Genomic DNA, 23,421 nt, shown 5'->3' on the forward strand with positions numbered 1-23,421 from the left:
AATGCCGTTCCATTGTTGGAACAGCGCTCCAGACATGTCAAGATGGCCGCATGGCAACGCGGACTGGCAGGTCGAAGCGGCGTACCGAGGCGCTCTCCCGCGAGCGCATCGTCGAGGCCGCCGTCGAGCTGCTCGACTCCGTCGGCGAGAACGGGCTGACGTTCCGGACGCTGACCGAGCGACTGGCCACCGGGCCCGGGGCGATCTACTGGCACGTGGCGAACAAGGACGAGCTGCTCGGCGCCGCCACCGACGCCGTCGTCGCCGCGGCCCTGGCCGTCGAGCCCGCCGGGCCCCCGGACACGCCGCAGGACGGGATCCGCGCCGTCGCGCTCGGCCTGTTCGGCGCGATCGAGGAACACCCGTGGCTCGCCACCCAGCTCGCAACGCAGATCGCCCACAGCCCCTGGGGGCCGGTGGCGCCGCGGCTCTTCGAGAACATCGGCCGGCGGATCCGCGCGCTGGGCGTGCCCGAGGCCGGCTGGTTCACGGCGACCTCGGCGTTGATGCACTACATCCTCGGCGCCGCCGGGCAGAACGCCGCGAACACCGCGAGCGCGGGCACTCTCGGGCCCGACACGGACCGCGCCCAGTTCCTGGACGCCGTGTCGACGGCCTGGGAAGAACTCGACCCCGACGACTACCCGTTCACCCGGGCTGTCGCGAACCAGGTGCGCGGGCACGACGACCGCGAGCAGTTCCTCGCCGGGATCGACCTCGTCCTCGCGGGCATCACCGCCCTCCACCCGACCGACAGCTAGGGCTGCCGACGGTCTCGGCCAGCACGGCCCAGGGCAGGATCGTCACGTCGCTCGTCGCATGACCGAGGGCCCCACTTGACAGGCCCGGCCTCATCACCGGCGCCCAACACACCGTCCTCGGCGACGAGTTGCCACAGTACGACACCGTGGCGACCGCATCCCGCCCGGGCACCGCCCGCCGAACTGTCACCCTGAAAAGAGTCCATGTTCATCCGGTTGTCCCCGAACCCCACCGGCACCCCTGCCTATCGTGCGCCGGAACAAAGCGTTCCGCCCCCGAACCAGAATGCCCGGAGCAACCACCATGCCCGTCCGGACCCTCGGCCGTTCCCTCGCCGCCCCGCCTCAGCCCACGCGACTCCCCAGGTCCACCCGGAGCGCCGCCGTGCTGCTGTGCGCCGCCACCCTCACCATGGCCGCCTCCGCCTGCTCCTCATCCTCCTCCTCGTCCGCGTCGGTCGGCGGAGCCGCCGCCCATCACCTCACCGCCTACGTCAGCGGTGACACGAACATCCAGAAGCTGTGGGAAGACATCGTTGTCCCCGCCTTCCAGAAGGCCAACCCCGGTTACCAGGTCAAGGTCGTCTTCTCCGCGCACGGCACCGCCGACGCGACCACGCTCGCCAAGCTCCAGGCACCCGCTCGCGGCGAGGTCGTACGGGTGAGTGTCGGGCAGGCCCTGTCGTACGCGGTCGCCCCTGCCATACGGGCAGAGGAAGCGGCATCGGAAGCGGAGGCGGCGTGAGTACGCGGCGGGCGTTGGCCGTGGCGCACCGGGGTGATCCTTGGGCCGCGGTGGAGAACACCCTGGAAGCCGTGCGGCTGGCGGCGGGCGCGGGGGCCGACGCGATCGAGGTGGATCTGCGGTGCACGGCGGACGGTGTCGTCGTACTGCATCATGACGACGACCTGCGCCGTCTGTGGGGACGTCCGGAGTCGGTCGCGGCCCTGAAGTTGGCCGAGTTGCGGGAGTTCGCGCCGGCGGTGCCGACCCTGCGGGAGGCGCTGGAAGCCGCCGGCGGGGTGCCGCTGCTGCTGGACACCGGGAATCCGGTGGTCGCCGAGGCGGCGCACGCAGAGCTCGGTCGGCTAGGAGCGGTGGCCATGTTCTGTGGCGCCGCGGAGGCGATGGCGGCGGTGCGGGCGCGCGACGAGCGGATCACGCTGTTCCTCAGCTGGTACGGCGAACTTCCGCCGTCCGAGGACGTGTTGGGGGCCGTACGTCCGCAGTATTTCAATCCGGAACACCGGTTCCTGAGCGAGGAGTCGGTGGCCTACTGGCATGCGCGGGATGTGCTGGTGAGTTGCTGGACGGTGGACGACGCGGACCGGCGCGGCGAACTGCTCGCCTGGGGTGTGGACGCGATCATTGGAAACGACCTGAACGGGGTGGTGAAGAGCTGTGCCGAACGGACATGACCTGGACGGTGCTCTGCGGTTGGCCGTCGAGTTGGCCGGGTGGGCGACGGAGGCGATCCGTGGCGGGAACCGGGGAGGTGCGGGGCCGGTACGGGAGAAGGCGAGCCCGGCCGACATCGTCACCGACACGGACGAGGCGGTGGAACGGCACGTACGGGCGGTGCTGCGGCGGGAGTTCCCCGACTGGGGCATCGACGGCGAGGAGTACGGCGCGGAGGGCGGCACATCGGACGACGCACCGCACTGGGTGATCGACCCGGTGGACGGAACGACCAACTACGCCCACGGACTTGGCTGGTGCTCCTTCTCCCTGGGCCTCGCGGAGCCGGACGGCTCCCCGTTGCTGGGACTGGTGGCGGACCCGTGGCGCGGCGAGGTCTTCACGGCGGTGCGGGGCAAGGGCGCGCACCTGAACGGAACTCCGATCCACGCGGCGGACCACACCACGCTCACGGGCCATGCGTTCCTCACGGAGTGGGCGGCCCACGCACATTGGCCCGGCCTCGACGCGCTGCTCGCGCAACTGGCCGACCGGCACTGCACGGCCCGCGTCATGGGTTCGACCGCGCTGTCGCTGGTCCAGGTCGCGGCGGGCCGGGCGACGGCCGCCGCGATCGGCGAGTTCCACCCGGTGGACGGCCTGCCCGCCCTGCTCATCGCTACCGAGGCGGGCGCGGTGGCCGTGCCGCAACTCCCCTCGTACGGCGAGCCGTTGCTGCTCGTGGCGCCGCAAGCGGCGGCGGAGGCCGGGGAGTTGTGGCGTTCGACGGTCGGGGCACAGCGACCCTGACGGCGTCCACGGAGTCGGTTGCCGTCGGTGTCTCTACGGCAGGGGCATCACCTTGCGGTAGGTGACCACCGCGGCCGCCGCGACCGTCACGTGCATCAGGAGCAGCGCCCCGACGCCGGTCGCGCCGCCGTCGCCGTAGAGCAGGAAATCAGGGACGAAGGACATCACGACGAGGGTGGGCACGAGCCGGCGCACCAGCGCCTGGGGGTCCTTCGACACCTTGCGCACGATGGCCCAGCCGATGGTGCCCGCGACCATGCCGACCGCCGTCAGGAAGATGTACGACGGTGCCTTCAGGGGCTGGAAGTCGTCGGGGGCGCCGGCGGCCAGGGCGAGTTGGGCGATGACGGTGTCCGCCGCGGAGGCCACCACGATCGCGGCGAGCACACCTCCCGCGACGACGAGCGGGCCGCGGCGGACGGCGACGGCATCGGAGACAAGTGACATGACAACTCCAGGGAGGAATATTTCGGGCAGAACCCAAAGAGCCCCGAGATCCCCGAGACGGATCGTTTGAACTCTCAATCGAGAGTCTGACCGACTCCGTTTGAAACTTCAAGCGCACCTGAAGAGCGCCCGTCACGGCGCCGCCGACTGCGCGCCCGGGGTTCACGGGTGCCGGATCTCCGTCGGCGGCCAGGCCGGGGCGGTGTAGGGACGCCGGAAGGCGTGGCGTCCCGAGCCGATCTCGAACGCGGCGCTGCCGTCCGGCAGTTGAACCTCGGCGTGCGTGTTCGCGGGGACCAGTGCCTCTACGACGATGACGTCTCCCTCGACGCGCCAGCCCGCCTCGGCCCTGCCGTACGGGGTGTCGTGGGCCGCCTTCGCCCAGGTCAGACCGCCGCCCGGGACCGGGGCGATGCGCAGCCGCCGCCAGCCGGGTTCGGCGGTGGCGAGACCCGCGACCGTGCGGTGCAGCCAGTCGGCGACGGCGCCGAGGGCGTAGTGGTTGAAGGACGTCATCTCGCCGGGGTTGACGGTGCCGTCGGGCAGCATCGAGTCCCAGCGCTCCCAGATGGTCGTGGCGCCCATGGTCACCGGGTAGAGCCAGGACGGGCAGTCCTTCTCCAGGAGCATGCGGTAGGCGAGTTGGGGCTCGCCCGCCGCGCACAGGGCGTCGCAGATCAGGGGCGTGCCCGTGAATCCGGTGGCGATACGGAAGGACGCGCGGCGCACAATCTGCGCCAACCGCTGGGCGGAGCCCCGCCGTTGACGTTCCGTCGGCAGGAGCGAGAAGGCGATCGCCAGGGCGTACGCGGTCTGGGTGTCCGAGGACAGTCGGCCGTCCGGCGTGACGAACTGGTCGGCGAAGCGTTCGCGTACGGCCTGGGCGTGCGCACGGAAACGAGCGGCGTCGTCCTCCTTGCCGTCCAAGTGACCGTTGTCGTCGAGGAGTTGGGCGGTCTCGGCGAGGACCTCCGCGGAGCGGACGACGTACGCGTTGGCGACTAGGTCGCCGTCGGTCCGCGCCTCTCCCGGACGGTCCGGCGGGGCCTGCGGGTCGAGCCAGTCACCGAGTTGGAAGTCCTGGCGCCACAGTCCGTCGCCCTCTGCGGTGAGCCGGATCGTGGCCTCGCCCCAGGCCCGCATGCTCGGGTACTGGGTGCGCAGCACCTCCAGGTCCCCGAATCGCTGGTACAGGGTCCACGGGAGGAGGACCGCGACATCGGCCCACACGGCCTGGGCACCCGCGTCCTGGAAGGCGGCCGGCAGCACATCGGGGACGACGAGGGGCGGCACTCCGTCCGGTCGCGCCAACTGCTCCGCGGACAGGTCGCGCAGCCAGCCGGTCAGCATGCCGGAGCAGTCGTGGAGGAAGGACGCGGTGGGCGCGAAGACCTGGATGTCGCCGGTCCAGCCCATGCGTTCGTCGCGCTGCGGGCAGTCGGTGGGGATGTCGAGGAAGTTGCCGCGCATGCCCTGCACGACGTTCTCGTGCAACCGGTTCACGAGGGGGTCGGAGCACTCGAACCAGCCGGTCCGGGCCATGTCCGTGTGGAGTACGACCGCTTCGACGTCGGCGGGGTCGAGCGGTCCGGGCCAGTTCCCGATCTCTGCGTATCTGAAGCCGTGGAAGGTGAAGTGGGGTTCGTAGGTCTCCATCCCCTCGCCCTCTCCGCGCAGGACGTACGTGTCCGTGGCGGCGGCGAACCGCAAGGGGCGGGTGCTCAGTTCGCCGTGCTCCAGCACCTCCGCATGGCGCAGGGTGACCTCGTGGCCGGCCGTGCCCTTGACTCGGATACGCAGTCGGCCGACCAGGTTCTGGCCGAAGTCCAGGACGGCCTTTCCCGACGGTGTCGTGATGACCTCGACCGGGGCGACGGTCTGGGTGCGTCGCACGGGCGGACCCGTCGGTGCCACCAACTCCGCGCGTGGATGCGGCAGTTGGCGGACGTCGGTCCAGCCGGAGACCTCGTGTCCCGGCGTGGACCAGCCCTGCCGCTCCCGCCGTGCGTCGTAGGCCTCGCCGTCGTAGATCTCCGAACGCAGCACGGGGCCGGTCGTCGTACGCCAGTTTTCGTCGGTGCGGACGGTCTGGGTCGTGCCGTCGGCGTACGCGATCTCCAACTGGGCGAGGAGCGCGCGGTGTTCACCGTAGATGTCGCGGCGGCCGCCGTGGAAGCCGAGGCGTCCGGTGTACCAACCCTCGCCGAGCAGGGCCCCGATGGCGTTCTCACCGGTTCGCAGCAACGGCGTCACGTCGAACGTCTGGTAGCGGAGCCGGTGTTGATACGAGGTCCAGCCGGGGGCCATGACCTGATCGCCCACAGGCTCGCCGTTGATCTCGGCCGCGTAGACGCCGTACGCGGTGATGTACAGCCGGGCGGAGGCAATGGGCCCGGCGAGGGTGAAGTCGCGGCGGAGCAGTGCTGCGGGGAGCGGTTCCTCGGTGGGGGCGTCGAGGTCCGGAGTGATGGGGCGGGCTGTCCAATCGGTCGGCTCCAGGAGTCCGGTCTCGGCGTACGCGTGCCCCGACCAGGGCGATGGCGCGCCCTCTCCCTCACCCCAGACGCGCACACGTACACCGACGCGTTCCCGGGAGCTGAGATGCGGCCCCGGCCAGGGGACGAGGACGGAGTGGGCGGACTCCACGCGTCCGGTGTCGGCGACGAGCGTGCCATCGGCGGCGGTGATCTCGACTTGGTGGGCAGCCTGGTGCCAGTCCCCGGTGTCGGTGACCGTGCGCCAGCTGAGGCGGGGAGCGGATTCGCCGATGCCCAGGGGTACGCGGTGGTGCTCGAAGGTGGGCGGTGTGACATGCACGGGGATCAACTCCGGCTCGGGTCATGGCAGATGTACACCCTGGGCGCACCGCCCTCGTCGGGTACGGGTGCTACGGCGGTGGCGCGCACGCCCTCGCGGACGGTCTCGCCGGTGCGGGGGTCGATCACCCGGTAAGGGAGCGGGACGTTCTCCGGGTCGGTGATGAACAGTGGGCCGCCCTCCTCGGCGTAGCAGAGGTACAGCACGCCTGGGACGGACAGGCCCCGGGGTGCCAGGGCGGAGCGCCAGTCGGGCCGCATGTCCGTCAGGGGAAGGCCGTCGAGGATGCGGGAGATCAGCCCGACGTGGCGCGAGCCCTCGAAGTGCAGTGCCTCGCGCCAGCCGGCGTCCTCGGCGAGGAAGAACTCCTCGTGGCCGGGTTCGTCGGCGTGCAGGCGCCACTGCCACAGGCCGGCCGCGCCGTAGACCACGCCCATCGTGCCGCCGGCGCAGAGGTTGCTCCATGCCTCGTGTCCCTGCCACCAGCCCGCGGCGAGGCCGGGGCGGCCGGTGTTCTCGTATGTCGGCTCGGCGTTGGCGACCGCCTTGGCGGGGGTGTTGCGCCACATGTCGGCGACCCGTTCCTGGACGTGCCCGCCCATGTGGCCGGTCTGGCACCACTGGAAGTGCAGCCAACTCTCGCTCTGGTGGGCGGAGTTGTCGGCGTGCGGCCGGTAGTGGATGCCGCAGGGCTGGCCGTAGGCGTCCCAGCGGCCGACCTCCGCGCCGCCCGCCTCGATCTGCGGTTCGTGGCCCTCGCCGTCGGCGCCGACCAGGTAGACGGCGGGACCGGCGCCGTAACGGGCAACGAGATAGCGGCAGTAGCGCGCGTATTCCCGCGGTGGCACCACCGGCCCCGCCACCCGCAGGCCCTTCCAGCCGAACCCGTGGAAGAGCGGCTGGAGAACGGGGACGATTCCGTGCTCGCGGAGGATTCCCAACAGCCGGTCCAAGTACTGGAAGTACGCCGGGTTCAGGACGCTGATGTGTCCGGTGGGCAGGTCCTCGAAGCCGACGTCGAACCCCTCGTCCATGGTGCGGTCACGCGGTCCGCGCGCGTCCATGTCGGGCTGGACGCTCATGAGCAGGGCCGCGTTGAAGCCCTTGGCCCGCCGGTCGGCGGCGTACTCCGCGACCTGCTCCTCGGTGGCCCGCCAGGGCAGGGCCCAGGCGGTGTCGCCGACCAGCAGCGCGGGCGTCCCGTCGGCGTGCACCAGGCTGCGTCCGCCGGGCGACATCCGCCAAAAGCCGTGCTGGTGAAGGGAGTTGGCGTCATCCGCGGCGGGGCCTACGACGAGTGTTCCGCCCTGCCCGGACAGTCCTTCGTCGGCGACGGAACTGCCGCTGCGCCAGGTCCAGCGGCCGTGCGTCTCCGGGGAGGCGAACCGGACCTTCCAGACCCGGCCGCCGTCCCAGAAGGCGGGGCGGCGCAGGACGGTGCCGGATTCGTGGGTGAACTCGGCCCATACGTCGATGTCGGTGTACGGATTGGCGTGGTCGCGGACCCCGGACAGGGTGAACTCGGTCTGCCGCCAGGGCGCGACCACCGGGTCCGCTTCCGGCCGTGTGTCACTCATGAGGTGCCGACGGCGATGTCAGCGGCAAGCGGCAGGATCGTCGACGACGGTCCCGCTTCCAGGGTGAAAGTCCCCAACTCGACCGCCCAGCCGCCCACTTCGGTGTCCCAGTGCTCGAAGGCCCGCGCGTCCACGGTGACCGTCGCGACGGTCTCGTCGCCGGGTGCCGCCTCCACCACGGCGAACCCGGCGAGCCAGCGGAGCGGGCGCTCGACGGCACCGCCCGGGCGGCCGGCGTAGACCTGCACGACCTCCTTGCCGTGCCGGGTGCCGCTGTTGCGTATGCGTACTTCTACGGTGAGATCGGCGCCGGACGGCACCTCGCTGGGGGCGTCGATGGAGACGTAGTCCCAGGTGGTGTAGCCGAGTCCGTGGCCGAAGGCGTAGCGGGGCGGCTGGGAGCCGGTGCGGCCGTCGCCCCGGTAGCCGATGAACAGCCCCTCGTCGTAGGCGAGTACGCCGTCGATCGGCTCGGTGGCGGGCAGTCCCTGCTCGGTGGCGGGCCAGACGGTCGGCAGCCGGCCGCCCGGCTCCGCGACGCCCAGCAGGACGTCGGCGAGCGCGTTGCCGAACTCCTGGCCGGGGAACCAGGCGAGCAGCACCGCCGCCACCTCCTCGGACCACGGAAGCAGCACCGGGGCACCGGAGTTGACCACCACGACGGTACGGGGATTGGCCTCGGCGACCCGGCGGACCAGTTCGTCCTGCCGGCCGGGCAGCGCCAGGCTGTCGCGGTCGAAGCCCTCGCTCTCCACCTCTTCCGTGGTGCCGACCACGACCACGGCGACGTCGGCCTCGCGGGCGAGTGCCACGGCCCGCTCGATCTCCTCGTCGTCGCTGCCGTGCGGCGGCTGGAGGTTGAGCTGGAACATGGTGACCGCGTCACCGAGGGCCTCGTCCGACGAGTCGACGTCGTGGGTGACCATGCCGTGAGTGGCTATGTCATGGGTGGCCATGTCGTGGGTGAGGACGACCTCGGTCTCCTCGCCCTCCGCGAGGTCGACGGTGTGGAGGCGTTGCGGCGGAGTCATCAGCCCCTCCACCAGGTCGGCGCCCGGCGGGAGTTGGAGGCGTACGTCGAACACCTCGGCCCCCGCGACGGACAACCGGAAGCTCCCGATGCCCGAACCGCCGATCGCGTACCGGCCCGCGTCGGTGGCGCGGATCACGGCGCGTACCTCCACCCGGGCGACCTGACCGGTGGGCACACCGGGGCCGTAGGACCCCATCCAGGTGTAGGCGCCCCCGGCGCGGCGCTCGGAGCCGAGCAGCGTTCCGTCCTCGGAGAGGAAGTTCACCTCGACGCCCTCACCGGAGCCGTCGGGGTGGCGGAGGTAGGCGAGTGCCGCCGCGGGTACGCGGGTTTGCGGGGTGACGCCGACGCCGTGGGTGACCTCGACGTCATCACCGAGGGCGGCTCGGATGCCGTCGAGCGGGGAGACGGTGTAGGGCGGGAAGACGGTGGCGCTGCCTCCGCCGAGGGTTCGGGCCACTGCGGCGTTGGGGCCGAGGACGGCGACCCGGTTCAACCCGGCGCGAACCAGCGGGAGTTGGGCGTTCTCGTTGCGGGCCAGTACGAATCCGGCGGCGGCGGTCTCGCGCAGGCGGGCCGCCACGGACTCGGCGTCGTGGTGGGGCGGGCGGGCGGTGGCGGGTATGTCGCTCAGCGCGCCGACCCGGGCGGCGAGGCGCAGCAGTCGTAGCACCTTGTCGTCGACGAGCGCCTCGTCGACCTTGCCCTTGCGTACGGCGGCGACCAGTGCGTCGCCCCACGGGCCGAGAGGGCCGGGCATCACCAGGTCGAGCGCGGCACGTGCGGACGGTTCCGTGGTGCGGGCCGCGAACCAGTCCGACATCACCAGGCCGTCGAAGTCCCATTCGTCGTGCAGTACTTGGCGCAGCAGCGGGCTCTCGGTCATCGGGTGTCCGTTGACGCCGTTGTAGGCGGCCATGACCGCCCAGACCCGGCCCTCGCCGACGATCCGCTCGAACGGCGTCAAGTACAGCTCGCGCAGGGCGCGTTCGCCGATCCGCGCGTCGAGCGTCATGCGCTGGGTCTCCGAGTCGTTGCCGACGAAGTGCTTCACGGTGGCCGCGACACCGCCGCCCTGGACGCCTCGGACGTAGGCGACACCGATGCGGGCGGTGAGCAGCGGGTCCTCGCTGAAGCACTCGAAGTGCCGTCCGCCGTAGGGAGTTCGGTGCAGGTTCACGGTGGGGGCGAGGAGAACGTCGACACCCTTGGCGCGTGCCTCGTGGGCGAGGAGCCCGCCGAGCCGTTCGATGAGCGGTTCGTCCCAGGTGGCGGCCAGTGCGGTGGGCGAGGGCACGTTGGCGGAGGGGCTGCGTTCGTCCCACAGCTCGCCGCGGACTCCGGCGGGTCCGTCCGAGACGACCAACCGGCGTAGGCCGACGGCGGGTTCGGGGTGGAGGGACCAGAAGTCGGCGCCGGCCAGCAGCCTCACCTTCTGCTCCAGGGTGAGCGCGCCGAGGCGGCTGGCGAGCTCGGCTTCGTCGGTGACAGAGGGGGCGTCGGTGGTGGGCTGCCGGGTCACGGCGTCCTCCTCGGTGAAGGTGAGAGTGAAGGTGCAGGTGAAGTGGGGGCGCCGTCGCGTTCGATGAGCAACCGGACGTCCCAGGGGCCGAGTTCGAGCGCGGTTCCGGCGGCGAGGGGCTCACCTGTGAGCAGGTCGTGGACGTCCCCGGGCAAGCGGTAACCGACCGGTTCCCAGGCCCAGTTGTGGACGAAGCGCAGGACGGCGCCGTCGGCGGTGGTGGCCGACGTACAGGTGACGGACGCGGGCCGGTCCTCGCGCCAGGCGTCGGAGGGGAGTGAGACTCCGGCGATCCAGTCCGCGAGGCTGTGGGAAAGTTCACGGTCCGGGACTGTGCCGACGTAGGTCACGCGGCCGTCGCCGTACTCGTGCGTGGCGACGGCGGCGAACTGACCCAGGTGCGGATGGTCGTACCCGGCGAGGACGGTGGCGCCCTCCGCGATCAATCCATCGGCCCAGGCGGTGGCCTTCCCATGCAGAGCGGGGCCGTTCATGTCCCCCTGGGTGATCGTGACCGGCGTCAGCACATTGGTGAACTCCTGGTAGCGCACGCCCGCCGCGGGCCGCAGCACTCCGGGCATGACCGTGTGCCGGGCGACAGCCTCCTCGTCCGCGTAACCGGTGCGCGGGGTGAGGACGAGATGGCCTCCGGCTTCGGCGTACCCGCGCAGCAGGTCGAGTGTCGCGTCGTCCGCGATGTACAGCGCCGGGACGACCAGTACCGGCCATCGGTCCACCAACTCCTCCGGACTGGAGGGAAGTTGCTCCGGGGAAACGATGTCGACGGACAATCCGGCGTCGAACAGCCCCCGGTAGAACGCGGCGACGATCCGGTCGTAGGACTGCGGATCACCGAACCAGGCAGGGGTGTTGCCCCTCAGCGGTGCCATGAACTCCATGGCCCAGCGGCTGTCGGCGGACAGCAGCATCGCCACGTCGCTGCGGGGCCGCAGGCCCTCGATCGCGCTGCCGGCTTGTCTGAACTCCCCTGCGATTGCAGACAGTTCGTCGTACGTCCGGCCGGGTTCCAGGCTGTGGCCGAGGATGCCGCCCCAGTAGGTCTCGGCGCCGTAGTGCAGGGAGTGCCAGTGCCAGTACTCGATCATCCTGGCGCCGCGCGCGACCATGCTCCACACGGCCTGGCGGGCCTGGCCGCGGAAGAGGGGGAAGTTGTCGGCGGAGCCGCCGATCGAGGTGGCGTTGGTCTCCATGACGAGGAAGGGTTCCTGGCGGATGCCGCGCGCCATGTCGTTCTGGAGGTAGAGCCAGGCAGGCCCTGACCAGGCGACGAAGAACGGATACAGGCCGCCCTCCGGCTCGTCGGGACCCGGAAGGGCCAGCCCGTCCTGGGTGGCGTAGTAGATGTTCGCCCCGGCGACGTCGAGGGGCCGGCCGATCGTCGAGATGTCCAGGCCCTGCTGGCCGAGGGCGACGCAGGTGGTGACGAACTGGTGCTCCGGTACTAGGCCGCGGACCAACTCGGCGTGCCAGGTGATGTATTCCTGCGTCAACTGCGACTGATAGCGGCGCCAGGCGAGGTCGTACGACGGCGTGGAGTTGCCGTCGGGGGTCCACAGATCCGCCCAGTCCTGCAGGCGGTGGGACCAATAGGTCAGCCCCCAGCGGCGGTTGAGGGTCTCGACGTCGCCGTAGCGTTCGCGGAGGTGGTCGAGGAAGCCCTGGAACACCGAGTCGTTGTGGAAGAGGCGTAGCCCGGGTTCGTTGTCGACCTGCCAGCCGATCACCGCCGGGTGGTCGGCGTAGCGCCCCACGATCTTGCGGACCAGCCGCTCGGCGAGATGCCGGAAGGCGGGATGCGAATAGTCCGCGTCCTGCCGCATGCCGTACGGGATGGGCTGCCCGGTGCCCGAACGGGCCGCCGTTTCCGGGTACTTGCGGCGCAGCCATGGCGGGACGGCGTAGGTCGGGGTGCCCACGATCGCCTTGATGCCCCTGTCTTGGGCGGCGTCGAGCACCGGTTGCAGCCAGTCGAGTTGGAACTGGCCCTCGCGGGGTTCCCAGGTCGACCAGACCGACTCGCCGACCCGGATGACGCTGAACCCGGCCTCGGCCATGAGATCGAGGTCCTGCGCGAGCCGCTCGTACGGCTGGTACTCGGTGTAGTACGCGGCTCCGAAGAGCATGCGTGGGGAGGAAGTGCCCATACGGTGCTGGTGACTTTCTCTCAGGGGCCGGTCGGCTGTTGTGGACGGGCGAAGGCGTCAGTCCTCGCCCCGGTACCTGAACTCGTCGAAGGCGACGGCCCCTTCGGTGGCGTACATGCCGACGACTCGGCCCGTGAAGGACGCGGCGGTCTCCGCGGAGACGTAGCGGCCGTCGAGCACGGCGAGTTCGACCGGTCCGGCATCGGCGTCGGTTTCGACGGACAGCCGGACCATGTCCGGGCCCAGTGCATCCAGGCCCATGCCCCTCACCGGCTCGGTCTCGATCCGTACGGTCACCGGTCCGGGCCCCGTGGAAAGCGGCTGCTCCCAGGTCTGGCAGAGCCCGCCCACCCGAGCGCGGGCACGGGCGATACCGGCGCCCGCCTCGATGTCGTAGTGATGGCGTTCGTCGATCCGCAGGCTCAGGCCGCCGACTCCCCCGGTGCTGTCCACCCGGACCGAGAAGGCGGCCGCCTGGTGCTGCTGGCGGCGGCCGACGAACCGTGGCCGCGGGTCGTCCATGGTGGAACCGTCGGCATGTACGACGAGGTGGCCCGGTCGTTCGGTGAGTGAGGACCAGTCGGCGGCCGGTGTCCGTACGGACAGCCACTCCGGGCCGAGTTGGGCGCCGGTGAAGTCGTCGTGGTGCTCAACTGGTGCGGTGGGCGGGGTCAGTTCGACCGGCTGCACCACCGGCCAGCCGTCAACCCATTCCAGCGAGGTGCTGAATGTCTCCCGGCCCATGGGTGAGAAGGCCCTCGTCAGACCGCCGGGCCGCATCCCCAGCAGGAACAGTGCCCAGCCGCCGTCGGGAGTGCGTACGAGGTCGGCGTGACCGGTGTTCTGGACCGGGCGGGCGGTGCTGCGGGCGCTGAGTACAGGGTTGGCCGGGCAGCCTTCGAAGGGGCCGTCGGGACGGGTGCCGCGGGCGATGCTCACGGAGTGCCCGCGTTCGGTGCCGCCCTCGGCGATCAGGAGGTACCAGGTGCCGTCGATCTCGTAGAGGTGCGGCGCTTCAGGGAACATCAGGCCGGTGCCCGACCACAACGACCGGGGTTCTTCGAGGGCTTGGCCCGTTTCCAGGTCCATGCGGACCTGTTGGATGCCGAGGTGCTCGCCGGCGTGGTCGCCGTCGAGTTGGAGACCCGAGTACGTGATGTGGCAAGTGCCGTCGCTGTCCCAGGCCAGGTCCGGGTCAATGCCGTTCATGCCCTGCATGACGATGCCGTCGGACCACGGCCCCTCGGCACGTTCGGCGCTGAAGATGAGACTCCCGCGCCCCATCGCGTCGGTGACCACCAGCCAGAAGCGGCCGTCGTGGAAGCGGATGGTGGGCGCCCACGCGCCGCCGAGCGTGGGGACCTTCTCGACCGCCAACTGACCGGGCCTGGTGACCACGTTGCCGATCTGCTCCCACCGCACCAAGTCGCGGCTGTGGAACAGCGGTACGCCGGGGAGGTACTCGAAGCTGGAACACGCGAGGTAGTAGTCGCCGCCGACGCGGGTGATGCTGGGGTCCGGGTGGAAGCCGGGGAGGGAGGGGTTGGGCAGGGTCATGCTCGGTCTCCCGACGTGGAAGCGACAGCGGAAGCGTTCCGGGCGACGCCCTCGGAGGTGTCTGCGGAGGCGTCGGTCGCCATGGCCGCCGCCAGCCGTCGGCGCTCGGCCCGGCGTTCCGCCTGCCGCTGTGGGTCCGGCACGGGTGCGGCGAGCAACAGGCGCTGGGTATAGGGGTGTTGGGGTGCGGTGGTGACGGTCGCCGCATCGCCGGTCTCGATGATTTCTCCGCCCCGCATGACGGCCACCCGGTGGCTGATGTGCCGGACGACGGACAGGTCGTGGGTGACGAAGAGGTAGGCGACGCCGGTGCGTTCCTGGATCTCGACGAACAGGTCCAGTACCCGGGCCTGCGTCGACAGGTCCAGCGCGCTGACCGGTTCGTCGCAGACGATGACCCGCGGGTCCCGCGACAACGCCCGTGCGATGGCGATGCGTTGGCGCTGCCCGCCGGAGAACTCCCGCGGCAGCCGCTCCCCCGCGTCGGCGGGCAGCCGTACGTGGTCGAGGAGGTCCCGCACCCGCTTCTCGGCCTCCGTCCGAGCAGTTCCCGCGACGCGCAGCGGTTCGCTGAGGATGTCGTTCACCGTCATCGCCGGGTTGAGGGAGGTGTACGGATCCTGGAACACCACCTGGATGTCACTGCTCAGCGCCCGGCGTTCCTTCGCACCCAGGCCGGAGATGACCTTGCCGTCGTAGCGGACGGTGCCGGAGGCGATCGGGGCCAGCCCGAGGACGGCCCGGCCCAGTGTCGTCTTGCCCGAACCCGACTCGCCGACCAGTCCGAGGGTCTCGCCCGCGCCGATGGTGATCGACACGCCCTTCAGCACCCGGAACGGCGGCTTGCGCCAGCCTTTCGCCGGGTACTCCACGACCAACTCGTCGGCGACCAGCAGAGGTTCGGCCGGGAGTGCCTTGTTCGGTGTCCCGTTCACGGTCGCGGTCATGCCGGACCCTCCTGACGTCCGGTGTTCGTGACCCCTGGGGCGCTCGCCGACATGGTGCGGCTCAGCGCGGACCGCGGCTCGGCGTCCTCCAATGTGGACGACAGGAGCATGCGGGTGTACGGATGCCGCGGAGCGGCGAACAACTCCGCCACGGGTGCGGACTCCACGACGGTGCCGGTCTGCATCACCGTCACGTGGTCGCAGATGTCGGCCACCACGCCGAAGTCGTGGGTCACCAGGATCATGCCCATGTTCCGTTCGCGCTGAAGGGACCGCATCAGGTCGAGCACCTCGGCCTGCACGGTCACGTCGAGGGCGGTGGTCGGCTCGTCGGCGATCAGGAGGTCCGGTTCGCAGGAGACGGCGCCGGCGATGAGGACGCGCTGCGCCATGCCGCCGGAGATCTGGTGCGGATATGAGCGGAAGACCCGTTCGGGGTCGGAGATGCCGACCCGTTCCAGCAGGCCGAGCGTCTTCGTCTTCGCCTCGGCCGCCGACAGCCCGAGGTGTCGGCGTACCGGCTCGACGAGTTGGGCGCCGATCCGGAAGGAGGGGTCGAGGTTGGACATGGGTTCCTGCGGGACGTAGGCGATCCGGTGGCCGCGGTAGCGGTTCATCGCGGCGCGGCCGAGCCGGCCCAGTTCCGTTCCGTCGAACTCCAGCCGGGCGGTGGCGACTTGGGCCTCCCGGGGCAGCAACCCGAGCACGGCGAAGGCGGTTTGGCTCTTGCCCGAGCCCGACTCCCCCACCAGGCCGAGGACTTCGCCCCGGCGCACTGTCAGGGAGACACCGTCGACGACGGTCTTCTCGCCCTGGGCCGTCGGATAGGAGACCGTCAGGCCTTCGAGGACGAGCAGGGCGCCGTCCGTGTCACCCTCCTCAGCCGTGACGGGCGGTGTCTTCTTCTCCGCGACCGGCTTACGGGCCGTAGCGCCACGCGACTTCTTCCGTCCGCCGGTCGCGCTCCCGTCGAGCGCGTCCCGCAGGGCGTTGCCCAGCAGGCCGAACGCGGCGACGGTCACCGCGAGCGCCACTCCGGGCCAGACCATCAACTCCGGCTTGGTGTAGATGTTCCCGAAGGCGTCGTTGAGCATGGAGCCCCAGCTCGCCTGGGTCGCCGAGCCCAGGCCGAGGAATTCGAGCCCGGACTGGATGACGATGCCGAGGCCGAGCATCTGGGCGGACTGGATGATGGTCGGCGCCTGCACGACGGGCAGGATGTGCCGGCGCATGATCCGGGCGTCCGTCAGGCCGGACACCCGTGCCGCGTCGACGTACAGCTCCTCGCGTACGGAGATCACCGAGGCGCGGATCAGCCGGAAGACGCCCGGTGACATCAGTACGCCGAACACCGCCATGGCGAGGTAGGTGTTCTGGCCCACCGCGGACATCACGACGAGCAGCACGATGATCGCCGGTACGGCCATCAGCAGGTTGGACACCCAACTGCTCACCGCGTCGAACCACTTGCGGTAGTACCCGGCCACCAGACCGGCGGGCACGCCGATCACCACGGCGACGGCCACCGCGAGCAGGGCGCCGAGCAGGCTGGTGCGGCCGCCGTAGAGGAGTCGGGCCAGGACGTCGCGGCCGACGCCGTCGCCGCCCAGCGGGTGTTTGCCGCTGATCGGGGCGAGGCTGTCGGTCAGTGAGGTGTGGGCCGGGTCCTGGCTGGTGAGGAGCGGTGCGAACAGGCTGGCCAGGGAGATGACGGCGAGGAGCACCAGGCAGGTCATGGCCACCGGGTTGCGCAGGAGCCGGCGCAGGAGTCCGGCCCGGCCCTGCGCGGCGACAGCGGGGGCCACCGCTTCTTCGGACTGGGGAAGCGTCATCCGACACGCACCTTCGGGTTGAGCCAGCCGTATGCGAGGTCCATCAGGATGTTGACCACCACGACGAGGGCGACCATGACCACGACGACGCCCATGACCACCGGGGTGTCCCCCTGGGAGCCGGCGCTCGTCGCCTGGCTGCCGATCCCGTTGAGGCCGAAGACCTTCTCGACGACCACCGCGCCGCCGACCAGGCCTATGAACTGCAGGGCCAGCACGGTCAGCGCGGCCGGAGCGGCATTGCGCAGGGCGTGCCGGAACAGCAGGCTGCGCTCGCTGATGCCTCGGCTGCGGAGGGTGCGTACGTAGTCCGCGCGCAGGACGTCGACCATGGAGCCGCGCACCTGTTGGGCGGTGGCGGCGATCGCTCCGACGGAGAGCGACAGCGCGGGGAGGGTGATCGACCGGAGCCACCCGCCCGCCGAGTCCGCCAGCGGCACGTATCCGGTCGCCGGCAGCCAGCCCAGGTCGACGCCGATCACGACGGCGAACACCAGGGCGACCAGGAAGCTGGGTACGGCGAACCCCAACACCGCGAGTAGCTGCACCAGTTGGTCCAATGCACCCCGGCGGACCGCGGCGGCGACGCCCAGCACGGTGCTCAGTACGGCCGACACCAGGAGCGCGGCCAGCACGATCGACAGGGTGACCGGCAGTTTGTTCTCCAGTGAGCTCGTCACGGACTCGCCGCTGAACCACGAGCTGCCGAGGTTGCCGTGCACCGCGTCCGCGAGCCAGTGGCCGTAGCGGACCACGAAGGGCTGGTCGAGCCCGAGTTCGGCGGACTTGGCGGTCACCTGCTGCCGGGTGGCGGTCTGCCCGACGATCTGGCGGACCGGGTCGGAGCCGGTGAGGCCCATCAGCGCGAAGGTGCTGGTCGCGATGACCAGGACCAGGACCAGCCCGGCGGCGATGCGCCGGACCAAGAAAACGATCATCTGTCTCTCCACCTTGCCTCTCCCTGACCGGAGTTCATCGGCGGCCGGGCGGGTGCGGTGCCACCACGCGATGTCACCGCTCCCGGCCGGTCCGACGTCCGGTCAGCCAGCGGGCTTGAAGTTGTAGATCGGCGGGACGGCGGCGAACGCCTGCGGGGTGAAGGTGACGCCCTTGGTCGTCGCGTAGGTGGCCTCCACGGAGTCCCAGGGCGCGTTCCACGCCTGGTCGACGAGGTAGGTGTTGAGCTGCTTGAACAGCGCGTCCTGGGTGGCACCGGTCGCCGACTGCGCCTTGGTGACGAGGTCGGTGACCTTCGGGTCCGAGCTGTGCAGCGGGTTCCACAGCGCGCTCTTTCCCACCTCGATCTGGATGGTGTCCCAGGGGCGGAAGGAGGCCAACGTCATGTACGACAGCGGGTACTTGCCCGCGAGGAGGGCGCTGATGAACTGGGTGACGGGGATCTTGTCGACCTTGACCTTGATCCCGATGTCCTCCAACTGCTGGACCATGGCGGCCTGTTGGTCCGGGAAGACCGACGACACGTCCGGGACGGTGACCGAGAAGCCGTGCGGATAGCCGGCCTCGGCCAGCAACTGCTTCGCCTTCGCCGGGTCGTAGGAGTACGTGGAGTCGAGCGAGCTGTCGAAGGCCGAGCCGGCCGGGTTGAAGATCTGGGTCGTCGCCTTGCCCAGCCCCTGCTTCGCCGTCTTGACGATCGTGGAACGGTCGAAGGCGTAGTTCAGGGCCCGGCGGACCCGGACGTCGCCGAGCGCCTTGACGATCTTCCCTTCGCGGTCCCAGATGTAGACGCCCTCGACGTCACCGGAGGTGAACTTGGTGACGTTCAGCCCGCTGCTCTTGGCCGGCGCGACGTTCTTGGCGCTGGCCAGCAGCGCGCCGTTGACCTGCCCCGAGCGCAGCGCGTTGAGCACGGCGGTCGGGTCGGTGAGCGGCTTGAGGACGATCTTGTCGAAGGGGAAGGCGGCCTTGTTCCAGTAGCCCTGGTTGCGCACGAAGGTGTACGTACTGCCGTCCGTGGTCGCGGACTTGTCGAGGGTGTACGGCCCCGAGCCCACCGGGGTCGTCTTGATCGTGCCCGCGGCTATGGCCTGGGGGCTGGCCATCATCCCGGCCACGTTGCCGAGGTTCGGCACCAACGACGGGTCGGGGGCGGAGAGTTTGATAGCGACCGTGGTGGCGTCGACGACGTCGACGCCGGTGATGCCCTTGAGCTGGCCGGCGGCCTCGCTGGTGCCCTTCTCGGTGTGCAGCAGGTTGGTCTTGACCGCCGTCGCGTCCAGGACGGTCCCGTCGGTGAACTTGACGCCGGTCCGCAGGGTCATCGTGAGGACCGTGCGGGCCGCGTTGTACGACCACTTGGTCGCCAGGTTGGGCTTGACGTCGGCCGTCGGGGACAGCCGGAGCAGCGAGTCGTATACGGGCTGGTAGTACTGCGTGTTGTTGCCGAGACCGGCGTCGGCCAGATCCCATGGCTGGGCCGCGACCAGGGGGGCCAGGGTGAGGGTGCCGCCGGTGGCCGCCTTGCCCGAACCGGTTCCCGATCCCGAGCCGCACGCGGCCGCGGACAACATCAGGACAGCCGATACGGCGGTCAGCGCGATTCTTCGCATGGGTGCTCCGCTGGTGAGTGGTTGACCGGACGGCATCGCGCGGCGAGCCGCCCTCAAGGGCCTCGGAGGGAGTGGGAAACCAGGTCCTGACGCGGCCTGGACCGTTCTTGGCGGTCAGCCGTTCCTGGCGGAAGTGGGCTATATGTCCACCGTTTTTCGGTGGGTCCGAAATCAGCCACTGATACGTACAAGTGAAACGTATGCGTAACGTAGCCCCGCACTTGGTGGACCACAAGGGTCGTGCAACAGCTTTTTGGAAAGGGGGGAATCCGGACGAGGCATGCCGGAAACCGGGCTACCCGGAGTCAGCCGAGGACGCCCTGGTCGGACCGGTCAGGGTCAGGCGGACTCGCGGACGACCAGCGTCAGCGGCGTCACCTGCGGTACCGATGGCTGGGATTGGCCGGTCACGCCGTTGACGATCATGCGGGCGAGGCGGCCCACGGCGACATCGAGGTTGTTGTCGATCGTCGTCAGCGGCGGTACCGCGAACGGGGCCAGCTTGTCGTTGTCGACGCCGATCACGGCCAGGTCGCCGGGGGCGGCGAGGCCGACCCGGCGCATCCCCGCGAGGAGGGCGAAGGCTGTCTCGTCGTTGTAGGCGCACACCCCCGTGACGGCGGGCACGGCCGCGTGCCACTGCTCGGCCGCGGCGGCTGCCGCCGAGATGTCGAGGGGCACGTCCAGCACGACCGGCGGTTCGAGACCGCGCTCCTTGCAGGCGGTACGGGCGCCGTCGAGCCGCAGGTCCAGGAAGTCCCGGAGCCGGGGGTCCCCGGGAGCGGCGTATCCGATGCGCGTGTGTCCCGTCGCCGCGAGCCGCTCGACCTGCATGCTGCCGATCAGGGTCTGGGGAACGGTCAGGACACCGGGGGCGACCGCGGGGCCCATCCCGGCGCTGACCACGTGGATGCCGGCCGCCCGCATGCTGGCAACGTCGTCGGCGCCGACGTCGAAGGTCGTCATCACGGCCGCCGGCATGAGCTCGCGCCACAGCGATTTGAGGGGGGCGTGCCGCTCGCGCCGGGTGACGAGGTTCAGACCGTGCCGTTCCAGTTCGTCGCCGAGCAGTTCGACCAGGGCGGTCAGGGTGCCGCCGACGGGAACGTCCGGAAGGAACAGCAGCACGAGATCGCTGCGGCCCAGGCGCAGGGCGCGGGCGGCGGCCGACGGTTCGTAGCCCAGCTTCGCCACCGCGTCGAGCACTTTGCGGCGGGTCTGGTCGGAGATCTTCTGGTGCGACACGTCGTTCAGCACATAACTGACCGTGGTCTGCGAGACCCCCGCCTCCTTGGCGACGTCCGTCGCCGTCACGCGGCCGGTCCTGCGCGCCATGGGAGTCTCCTGGGGAAGGTCTCGGGCAGTCCTGATTGCGGGGCGTCGACTGAGCGGCGAACTCTACTGAATCGTAACAGTGAGCATGCGGGATGTCCGATACCCCGGACAGCACGGACCGTGAGAATCCGGTGCACCCCCGGGCGACGTCGGCCTCACATGCTGTTGTCGATGCTCCAGGCCCACGTCTTCCCCGTGGCGATGCGCTTGAGGAGCGTGTTGAAGTCGGCCTTGACGGCTTCCGGGGTCTTCTCCGGCGGGAACAGGGGCCTGACGGTCTGGTGATTCAGGGGCAGGTCCTGGGAGAGGCGGGCCTTGTAGTCCTTGGTGACGACGGTGCCGTACGGCTGGACGTTCCGCGGCAGTTGACCGTCGGGGGCGTAGTAGAAGAAGGCGTCTCCCCAGGCGAGTTCGGGAAACTCGCCGCCCGGTTCCGGTACGAGCACGAGGGTACCGGTGAAGTCTCGTACGGTCGCGATGATCTGTTCCATACTCATGGTTCAAGCATGACCTTCAAGTGCCTGTGTGGGGTTGGGCGATGAGTGAGTCGGCGAGTGATCCGCGGCAAGCACCGCTCAGGACCGTCGATGTCGCGCGGGGGTCGGGGTACTCGGTGCAACAGGTGCGGGACCTGGAACGGCTGGGCGTCATCCCTCCGGCGGCTCGGTCGAGCAACGGCTACCGTTCCTACGCACCGCTGCACGTCCACGCCCTTCGCGCTTATCGAGGCCTCGCGGGTGCGGTCGGACCCGTGGTAGCACGGCAGTTGCTCACCGAGCTGCGCACGCGGACGATCACGGAGGCGGCCTCGGCGATCAACGAGGTCCATGTGCGGCTCGCGCGGGAACGCGAGGAGGCCGTGCGCGCCCGACAGGCGCTGCGCGCGATCCAAACCGAGGCGGACACACCGGAGTTCGAACAGGACGCCGAGCAGGAGAGCGACGCGATGACGATCACCGAACTCTCCAGAGCACTCGGCGTCCGCCCGTCGACCCTGCGCTTCTGGGAACAGGAAGGACTCGTCACCCCCGAGCGGGTGACCTCCCGCCAGGCCCGCCGCTACGACCTCTCCGCCATCAGGACGGCCCGCGTCGTCGCGGCCCTCCGCAGCACCGGTTACGGCATTCCGGCGGTGCGCGAGATCGTGGGCTCCCTGCATCGACTCGACGGCGCGGAAGAGGCCCAGCGCGTCCTCGCCGCACGTCTCGACCAGATCGCGCTACGGACCGTGGGACTGCTCCGGGCGGGGACGGACCTGGCAGCCGTCGTCACCGATCCTCGCCGCGCCCGAACCTGACGTGGGCGAAGAGTCCGAGGACGTTCCCGAAGGCTCGGATCGCGTGCCAGATCACACCGGCCTCGGGGGATCTTGCCGTATCCGCGAACTCCCTCGGTTCATCGCCACCCACGCATCCAACGGTTCCCGCCCCAGGACACCCCTCACCGAATTCCCGCACCGCCTTGGTCAGTTCACCGTCAAGGACCTTGACAGGGGATTGGTCTAGTCCAAATATGGTCGCTGTTCGTCCCGGTCAGGGACGGCTTCTCTCCTCTCAGCATGGGAGCGTCAATGAGACGACCTGGGCCTCTCCGCGCGTCGCTGTCCTGCGCGGCCGTAACCGCCCTGTCCGCGGGGTTTGTCGGTCTCGGTGGAGGTGATGCGAGTGCGACGCACCGCGTGCAGCCCATGCCGGACCATGTGGCGGCGCCGTACTTCGAGGCGTGGACCGGTGAGAGTCCGGCGGCGCTGGCCGCCGCGTCCGGGAACAAGTACCTGACGATGGCCTTCCTGCAGACCGAGGCGGCCGGTTCGTGCACGGCGTACTGGAACGGTCTGCCCGCCCAGCCGATCTCCAAGTCGACCTTCGGCAAGGACATCGCCACGATCCAGGCGCGCGGCGGCAACGTCATCCCGTCCTTCGGCGGCTACAGCGCCGACACCACCAACACCGAACTGGCCGACAGCTGCACCGATGTCGACGCCATCGCGAAGGTCTACGAGAGCCTGGTCACGACCTACGGCGTGAGCCGCATCGACCTCGACATCGAGGCCGACTCCATCAACAACACGGCCGGTATCGACCGCCGCAACAAGGCGATCGCCAAGGTGCAGCGCTGGGCCGAACGCACGGGCCGCAGCGTGGAGTTCTCCTACACGCTGCCGACGACCACCACGGGCCTCGCGCCCAACGGCGTGGCCCTGCTGCAGAACGCGGTCGACAACGGCGCGCGCGTGGACGTCGTCAACATCATGACGTTCGACTACTACGACGGTGCCGCCCACGACATGGCGGAGGACACCAGGACCGCCGCGACCGGCCTGCACTCCCAACTCGCCGCGCTCTACCCGAAGAAGAACCCGGCGAAGCTGTGGAAGACGATCGGCGTCACCGAAATGCCCGGCATCGACGACTTCGGCCCGGCGGAGACCTTCACCACGCAGAACGCGGTCACGGTGAAGAAGTGGGCCGTCGCCCGGGGCATCAACACGCTCTCGTTCTGGGCCCTTCAGCGCGACAACGGCAGTTGCGTGGGCACTGGGGGAGCCAACAACTGCTCCGGGATCGCCCAGGACACCTGGTACTTCAGCCACACCTTCGCGTCGTTCACGCGCGGCTTCGGCACCCACCACTAGCGGCTGGGCGTACT

The 23,421-nt window shown here is 70.1% G+C and carries 18 protein-coding genes; 6 read left to right on the forward strand and 12 right to left on the reverse strand.

Features of this window, described 5'->3' with window-relative positions:
* Positions 1-50: 50 nt before the first annotated feature.
* From ACGFY9_RS40540 to ACGFY9_RS40555, 4 genes are all read left to right on the forward strand, one after another.
* The gene (locus ACGFY9_RS40540; protein WP_393762847.1) at positions 51-761 is read left to right on the forward strand and encodes a TetR/AcrR family transcriptional regulator; all 711 of its coding nucleotides are present in this window, start codon (positions 51-53) and stop codon (positions 759-761) included.
* 304 nt (positions 762-1,065) lie between these two features.
* Complete coding sequence (locus ACGFY9_RS40545) at positions 1,066-1,506, forward strand: hypothetical protein (RefSeq protein ID WP_393762849.1); 441 nt, start codon at positions 1,066-1,068, stop codon at positions 1,504-1,506.
* On the forward strand, positions 1,503-2,180 hold the full coding sequence (locus ACGFY9_RS40550) for a glycerophosphodiester phosphodiesterase (RefSeq protein WP_393762851.1): 678 nt from the start codon (positions 1,503-1,505) through the stop codon (positions 2,178-2,180). Before ACGFY9_RS40545 ends, ACGFY9_RS40550 begins: the two co-directional genes overlap by 4 nt.
* Positions 2,164-2,970, forward strand: a complete 807-nt coding sequence (locus ACGFY9_RS40555; RefSeq protein ID WP_393762853.1) for an inositol monophosphatase family protein — start codon at positions 2,164-2,166, stop codon at positions 2,968-2,970. The genes ACGFY9_RS40550 and ACGFY9_RS40555 overlap by 17 nt, the downstream gene beginning before the upstream one ends.
* A 33-nt stretch (positions 2,971-3,003) precedes the next feature.
* Here the strand turns inward: ACGFY9_RS40555 and ACGFY9_RS40560 are convergent, their stop codons facing one another.
* The 12 genes from ACGFY9_RS40560 to ACGFY9_RS40615 form a co-directional block, all read right to left on the reverse strand.
* Positions 3,004-3,417, reverse strand: a complete 414-nt coding sequence (locus ACGFY9_RS40560; RefSeq protein ID WP_393762855.1) for a DUF6069 family protein — start codon at positions 3,415-3,417, stop codon at positions 3,004-3,006.
* A gap of 162 nt (positions 3,418-3,579) precedes the next feature.
* Positions 3,580-6,234, reverse strand: coding sequence for a family 78 glycoside hydrolase catalytic domain (locus tag ACGFY9_RS40565; protein WP_393762857.1), 2,655 nt, complete (start codon positions 6,232-6,234; stop codon positions 3,580-3,582).
* Positions 6,235-6,239: 5 nt separating this feature from the next.
* A complete protein-coding gene (locus ACGFY9_RS40570; RefSeq protein ID WP_393762859.1) occupies positions 6,240-7,811 on the reverse strand; it encodes a DUF4038 domain-containing protein in 1,572 nt (523 codons plus the stop codon).
* Positions 7,808-10,366, reverse strand: coding sequence for a beta-glucosidase (locus ACGFY9_RS40575; RefSeq protein WP_393762861.1), 2,559 nt, complete (start codon positions 10,364-10,366; stop codon positions 7,808-7,810). Before ACGFY9_RS40575 ends, ACGFY9_RS40570 begins: the two co-directional genes overlap by 4 nt.
* Positions 10,363-12,531: a beta-galactosidase gene (locus ACGFY9_RS40580; RefSeq protein WP_393762863.1), complete on the reverse strand. Its 2,169-nt coding sequence runs from the start codon at positions 12,529-12,531 to the stop codon at positions 10,363-10,365. The genes ACGFY9_RS40575 and ACGFY9_RS40580 overlap by 4 nt, the downstream gene beginning before the upstream one ends.
* Positions 12,532-12,588: 57 nt before the next feature.
* Positions 12,589-14,088, reverse strand: coding sequence for a glycoside hydrolase family 43 protein (locus tag ACGFY9_RS40585; protein ID WP_393762865.1), 1,500 nt, complete (start codon positions 14,086-14,088; stop codon positions 12,589-12,591).
* Positions 14,085-15,035 carry an ATP-binding cassette domain-containing protein gene (locus tag ACGFY9_RS40590; protein WP_393762867.1) on the reverse strand — a complete coding sequence of 317 codons (951 nt, stop codon included), beginning with the start codon at positions 15,033-15,035 and terminating at the stop codon, positions 14,085-14,087. The genes ACGFY9_RS40585 and ACGFY9_RS40590 overlap by 4 nt, the downstream gene beginning before the upstream one ends.
* Entirely contained in the window at positions 15,032-16,867 is a 1,836-nt protein-coding gene (locus tag ACGFY9_RS40595; protein WP_393762869.1) for a dipeptide/oligopeptide/nickel ABC transporter permease/ATP-binding protein, read from the reverse strand. Before ACGFY9_RS40595 ends, ACGFY9_RS40590 begins: the two co-directional genes overlap by 4 nt.
* The gene (locus tag ACGFY9_RS40600; RefSeq protein ID WP_393762871.1) at positions 16,864-17,805 is read right to left on the reverse strand and encodes an ABC transporter permease; all 942 of its coding nucleotides are present in this window, start codon (positions 17,803-17,805) and stop codon (positions 16,864-16,866) included. The genes ACGFY9_RS40595 and ACGFY9_RS40600 overlap by 4 nt, the downstream gene beginning before the upstream one ends.
* Positions 17,806-17,907: 102 nt before the next feature.
* Complete coding sequence (locus ACGFY9_RS40605; protein WP_393762873.1) at positions 17,908-19,437, reverse strand: ABC transporter substrate-binding protein; 1,530 nt, start codon at positions 19,435-19,437, stop codon at positions 17,908-17,910.
* Positions 19,438-19,776: 339 nt separating this feature from the next.
* Positions 19,777-20,772: a LacI family DNA-binding transcriptional regulator gene (locus ACGFY9_RS40610; RefSeq protein WP_393762875.1), complete on the reverse strand. Its 996-nt coding sequence runs from the start codon at positions 20,770-20,772 to the stop codon at positions 19,777-19,779.
* Positions 20,773-20,927: 155 nt separating this feature from the next.
* On the reverse strand, positions 20,928-21,269 hold the full coding sequence (locus ACGFY9_RS40615; RefSeq protein WP_393762877.1) for a DUF6194 family protein: 342 nt from the start codon (positions 21,267-21,269) through the stop codon (positions 20,928-20,930).
* 41 nt (positions 21,270-21,310) lie between these two features.
* Between ACGFY9_RS40615 and ACGFY9_RS40620 the strand changes: the two genes are divergently transcribed.
* Both ACGFY9_RS40620 and ACGFY9_RS40625 read left to right on the forward strand, forming a co-directional pair.
* Complete coding sequence (locus ACGFY9_RS40620; protein WP_393762879.1) at positions 21,311-22,069, forward strand: MerR family transcriptional regulator; 759 nt, start codon at positions 21,311-21,313, stop codon at positions 22,067-22,069.
* A gap of 390 nt (positions 22,070-22,459) precedes the next feature.
* The gene (locus tag ACGFY9_RS40625) at positions 22,460-23,407 is read left to right on the forward strand and encodes a chitinase (RefSeq protein WP_393762881.1); all 948 of its coding nucleotides are present in this window, start codon (positions 22,460-22,462) and stop codon (positions 23,405-23,407) included.
* Positions 23,408-23,421: the final 14 nt, after the last annotated feature.

The organism is Streptomyces sp. NPDC048504, from assembly GCF_043200035.1.
Lineage (GTDB): Bacteria > Actinomycetota > Actinomycetes > Streptomycetales > Streptomycetaceae > Streptomyces.

Coding starts and splice junctions, on each gene's coding strand:
- ACGFY9_RS40540 (WP_393762847.1), top strand. CDS start 51: ATGGCAACGCGGACTGGCAGGTCGAAGCGGCGTACCGAGGCGCTCTCC.
- ACGFY9_RS40545 (WP_393762849.1), top strand. CDS start 1,066: ATGCCCGTCCGGACCCTCGGCCGTTCCCTCGCCGCCCCGCCTCAGCCC.
- ACGFY9_RS40560 (WP_393762855.1), bottom strand. CDS start 3,417: ATGTCACTTGTCTCCGATGCCGTCGCCGTCCGCCGCGGCCCGCTCGTC.
- ACGFY9_RS40570 (WP_393762859.1), bottom strand. CDS start 7,811: ATGAGTGACACACGGCCGGAAGCGGACCCGGTGGTCGCGCCCTGGCGG.
- ACGFY9_RS40580 (WP_393762863.1), bottom strand. CDS start 12,531: ATGGGCACTTCCTCCCCACGCATGCTCTTCGGAGCCGCGTACTACACC.
- ACGFY9_RS40585 (WP_393762865.1), bottom strand. CDS start 14,088: ATGACCCTGCCCAACCCCTCCCTCCCCGGCTTCCACCCGGACCCCAGC.
- ACGFY9_RS40590 (WP_393762867.1), bottom strand. CDS start 15,035: ATGACCGCGACCGTGAACGGGACACCGAACAAGGCACTCCCGGCCGAA.
- ACGFY9_RS40595 (WP_393762869.1), bottom strand. CDS start 16,867: ATGACGCTTCCCCAGTCCGAAGAAGCGGTGGCCCCCGCTGTCGCCGCG.
- ACGFY9_RS40600 (WP_393762871.1), bottom strand. CDS start 17,805: ATGATCGTTTTCTTGGTCCGGCGCATCGCCGCCGGGCTGGTCCTGGTC.
- ACGFY9_RS40605 (WP_393762873.1), bottom strand. CDS start 19,437: ATGCGAAGAATCGCGCTGACCGCCGTATCGGCTGTCCTGATGTTGTCC.
- ACGFY9_RS40610 (WP_393762875.1), bottom strand. CDS start 20,772: ATGGCGCGCAGGACCGGCCGCGTGACGGCGACGGACGTCGCCAAGGAG.
- ACGFY9_RS40615 (WP_393762877.1), bottom strand. CDS start 21,269: ATGAGTATGGAACAGATCATCGCGACCGTACGAGACTTCACCGGTACC.
- ACGFY9_RS40620 (WP_393762879.1), top strand. CDS start 21,311: ATGAGTGAGTCGGCGAGTGATCCGCGGCAAGCACCGCTCAGGACCGTC.
- ACGFY9_RS40625 (WP_393762881.1), top strand. CDS start 22,460: ATGCCGGACCATGTGGCGGCGCCGTACTTCGAGGCGTGGACCGGTGAG.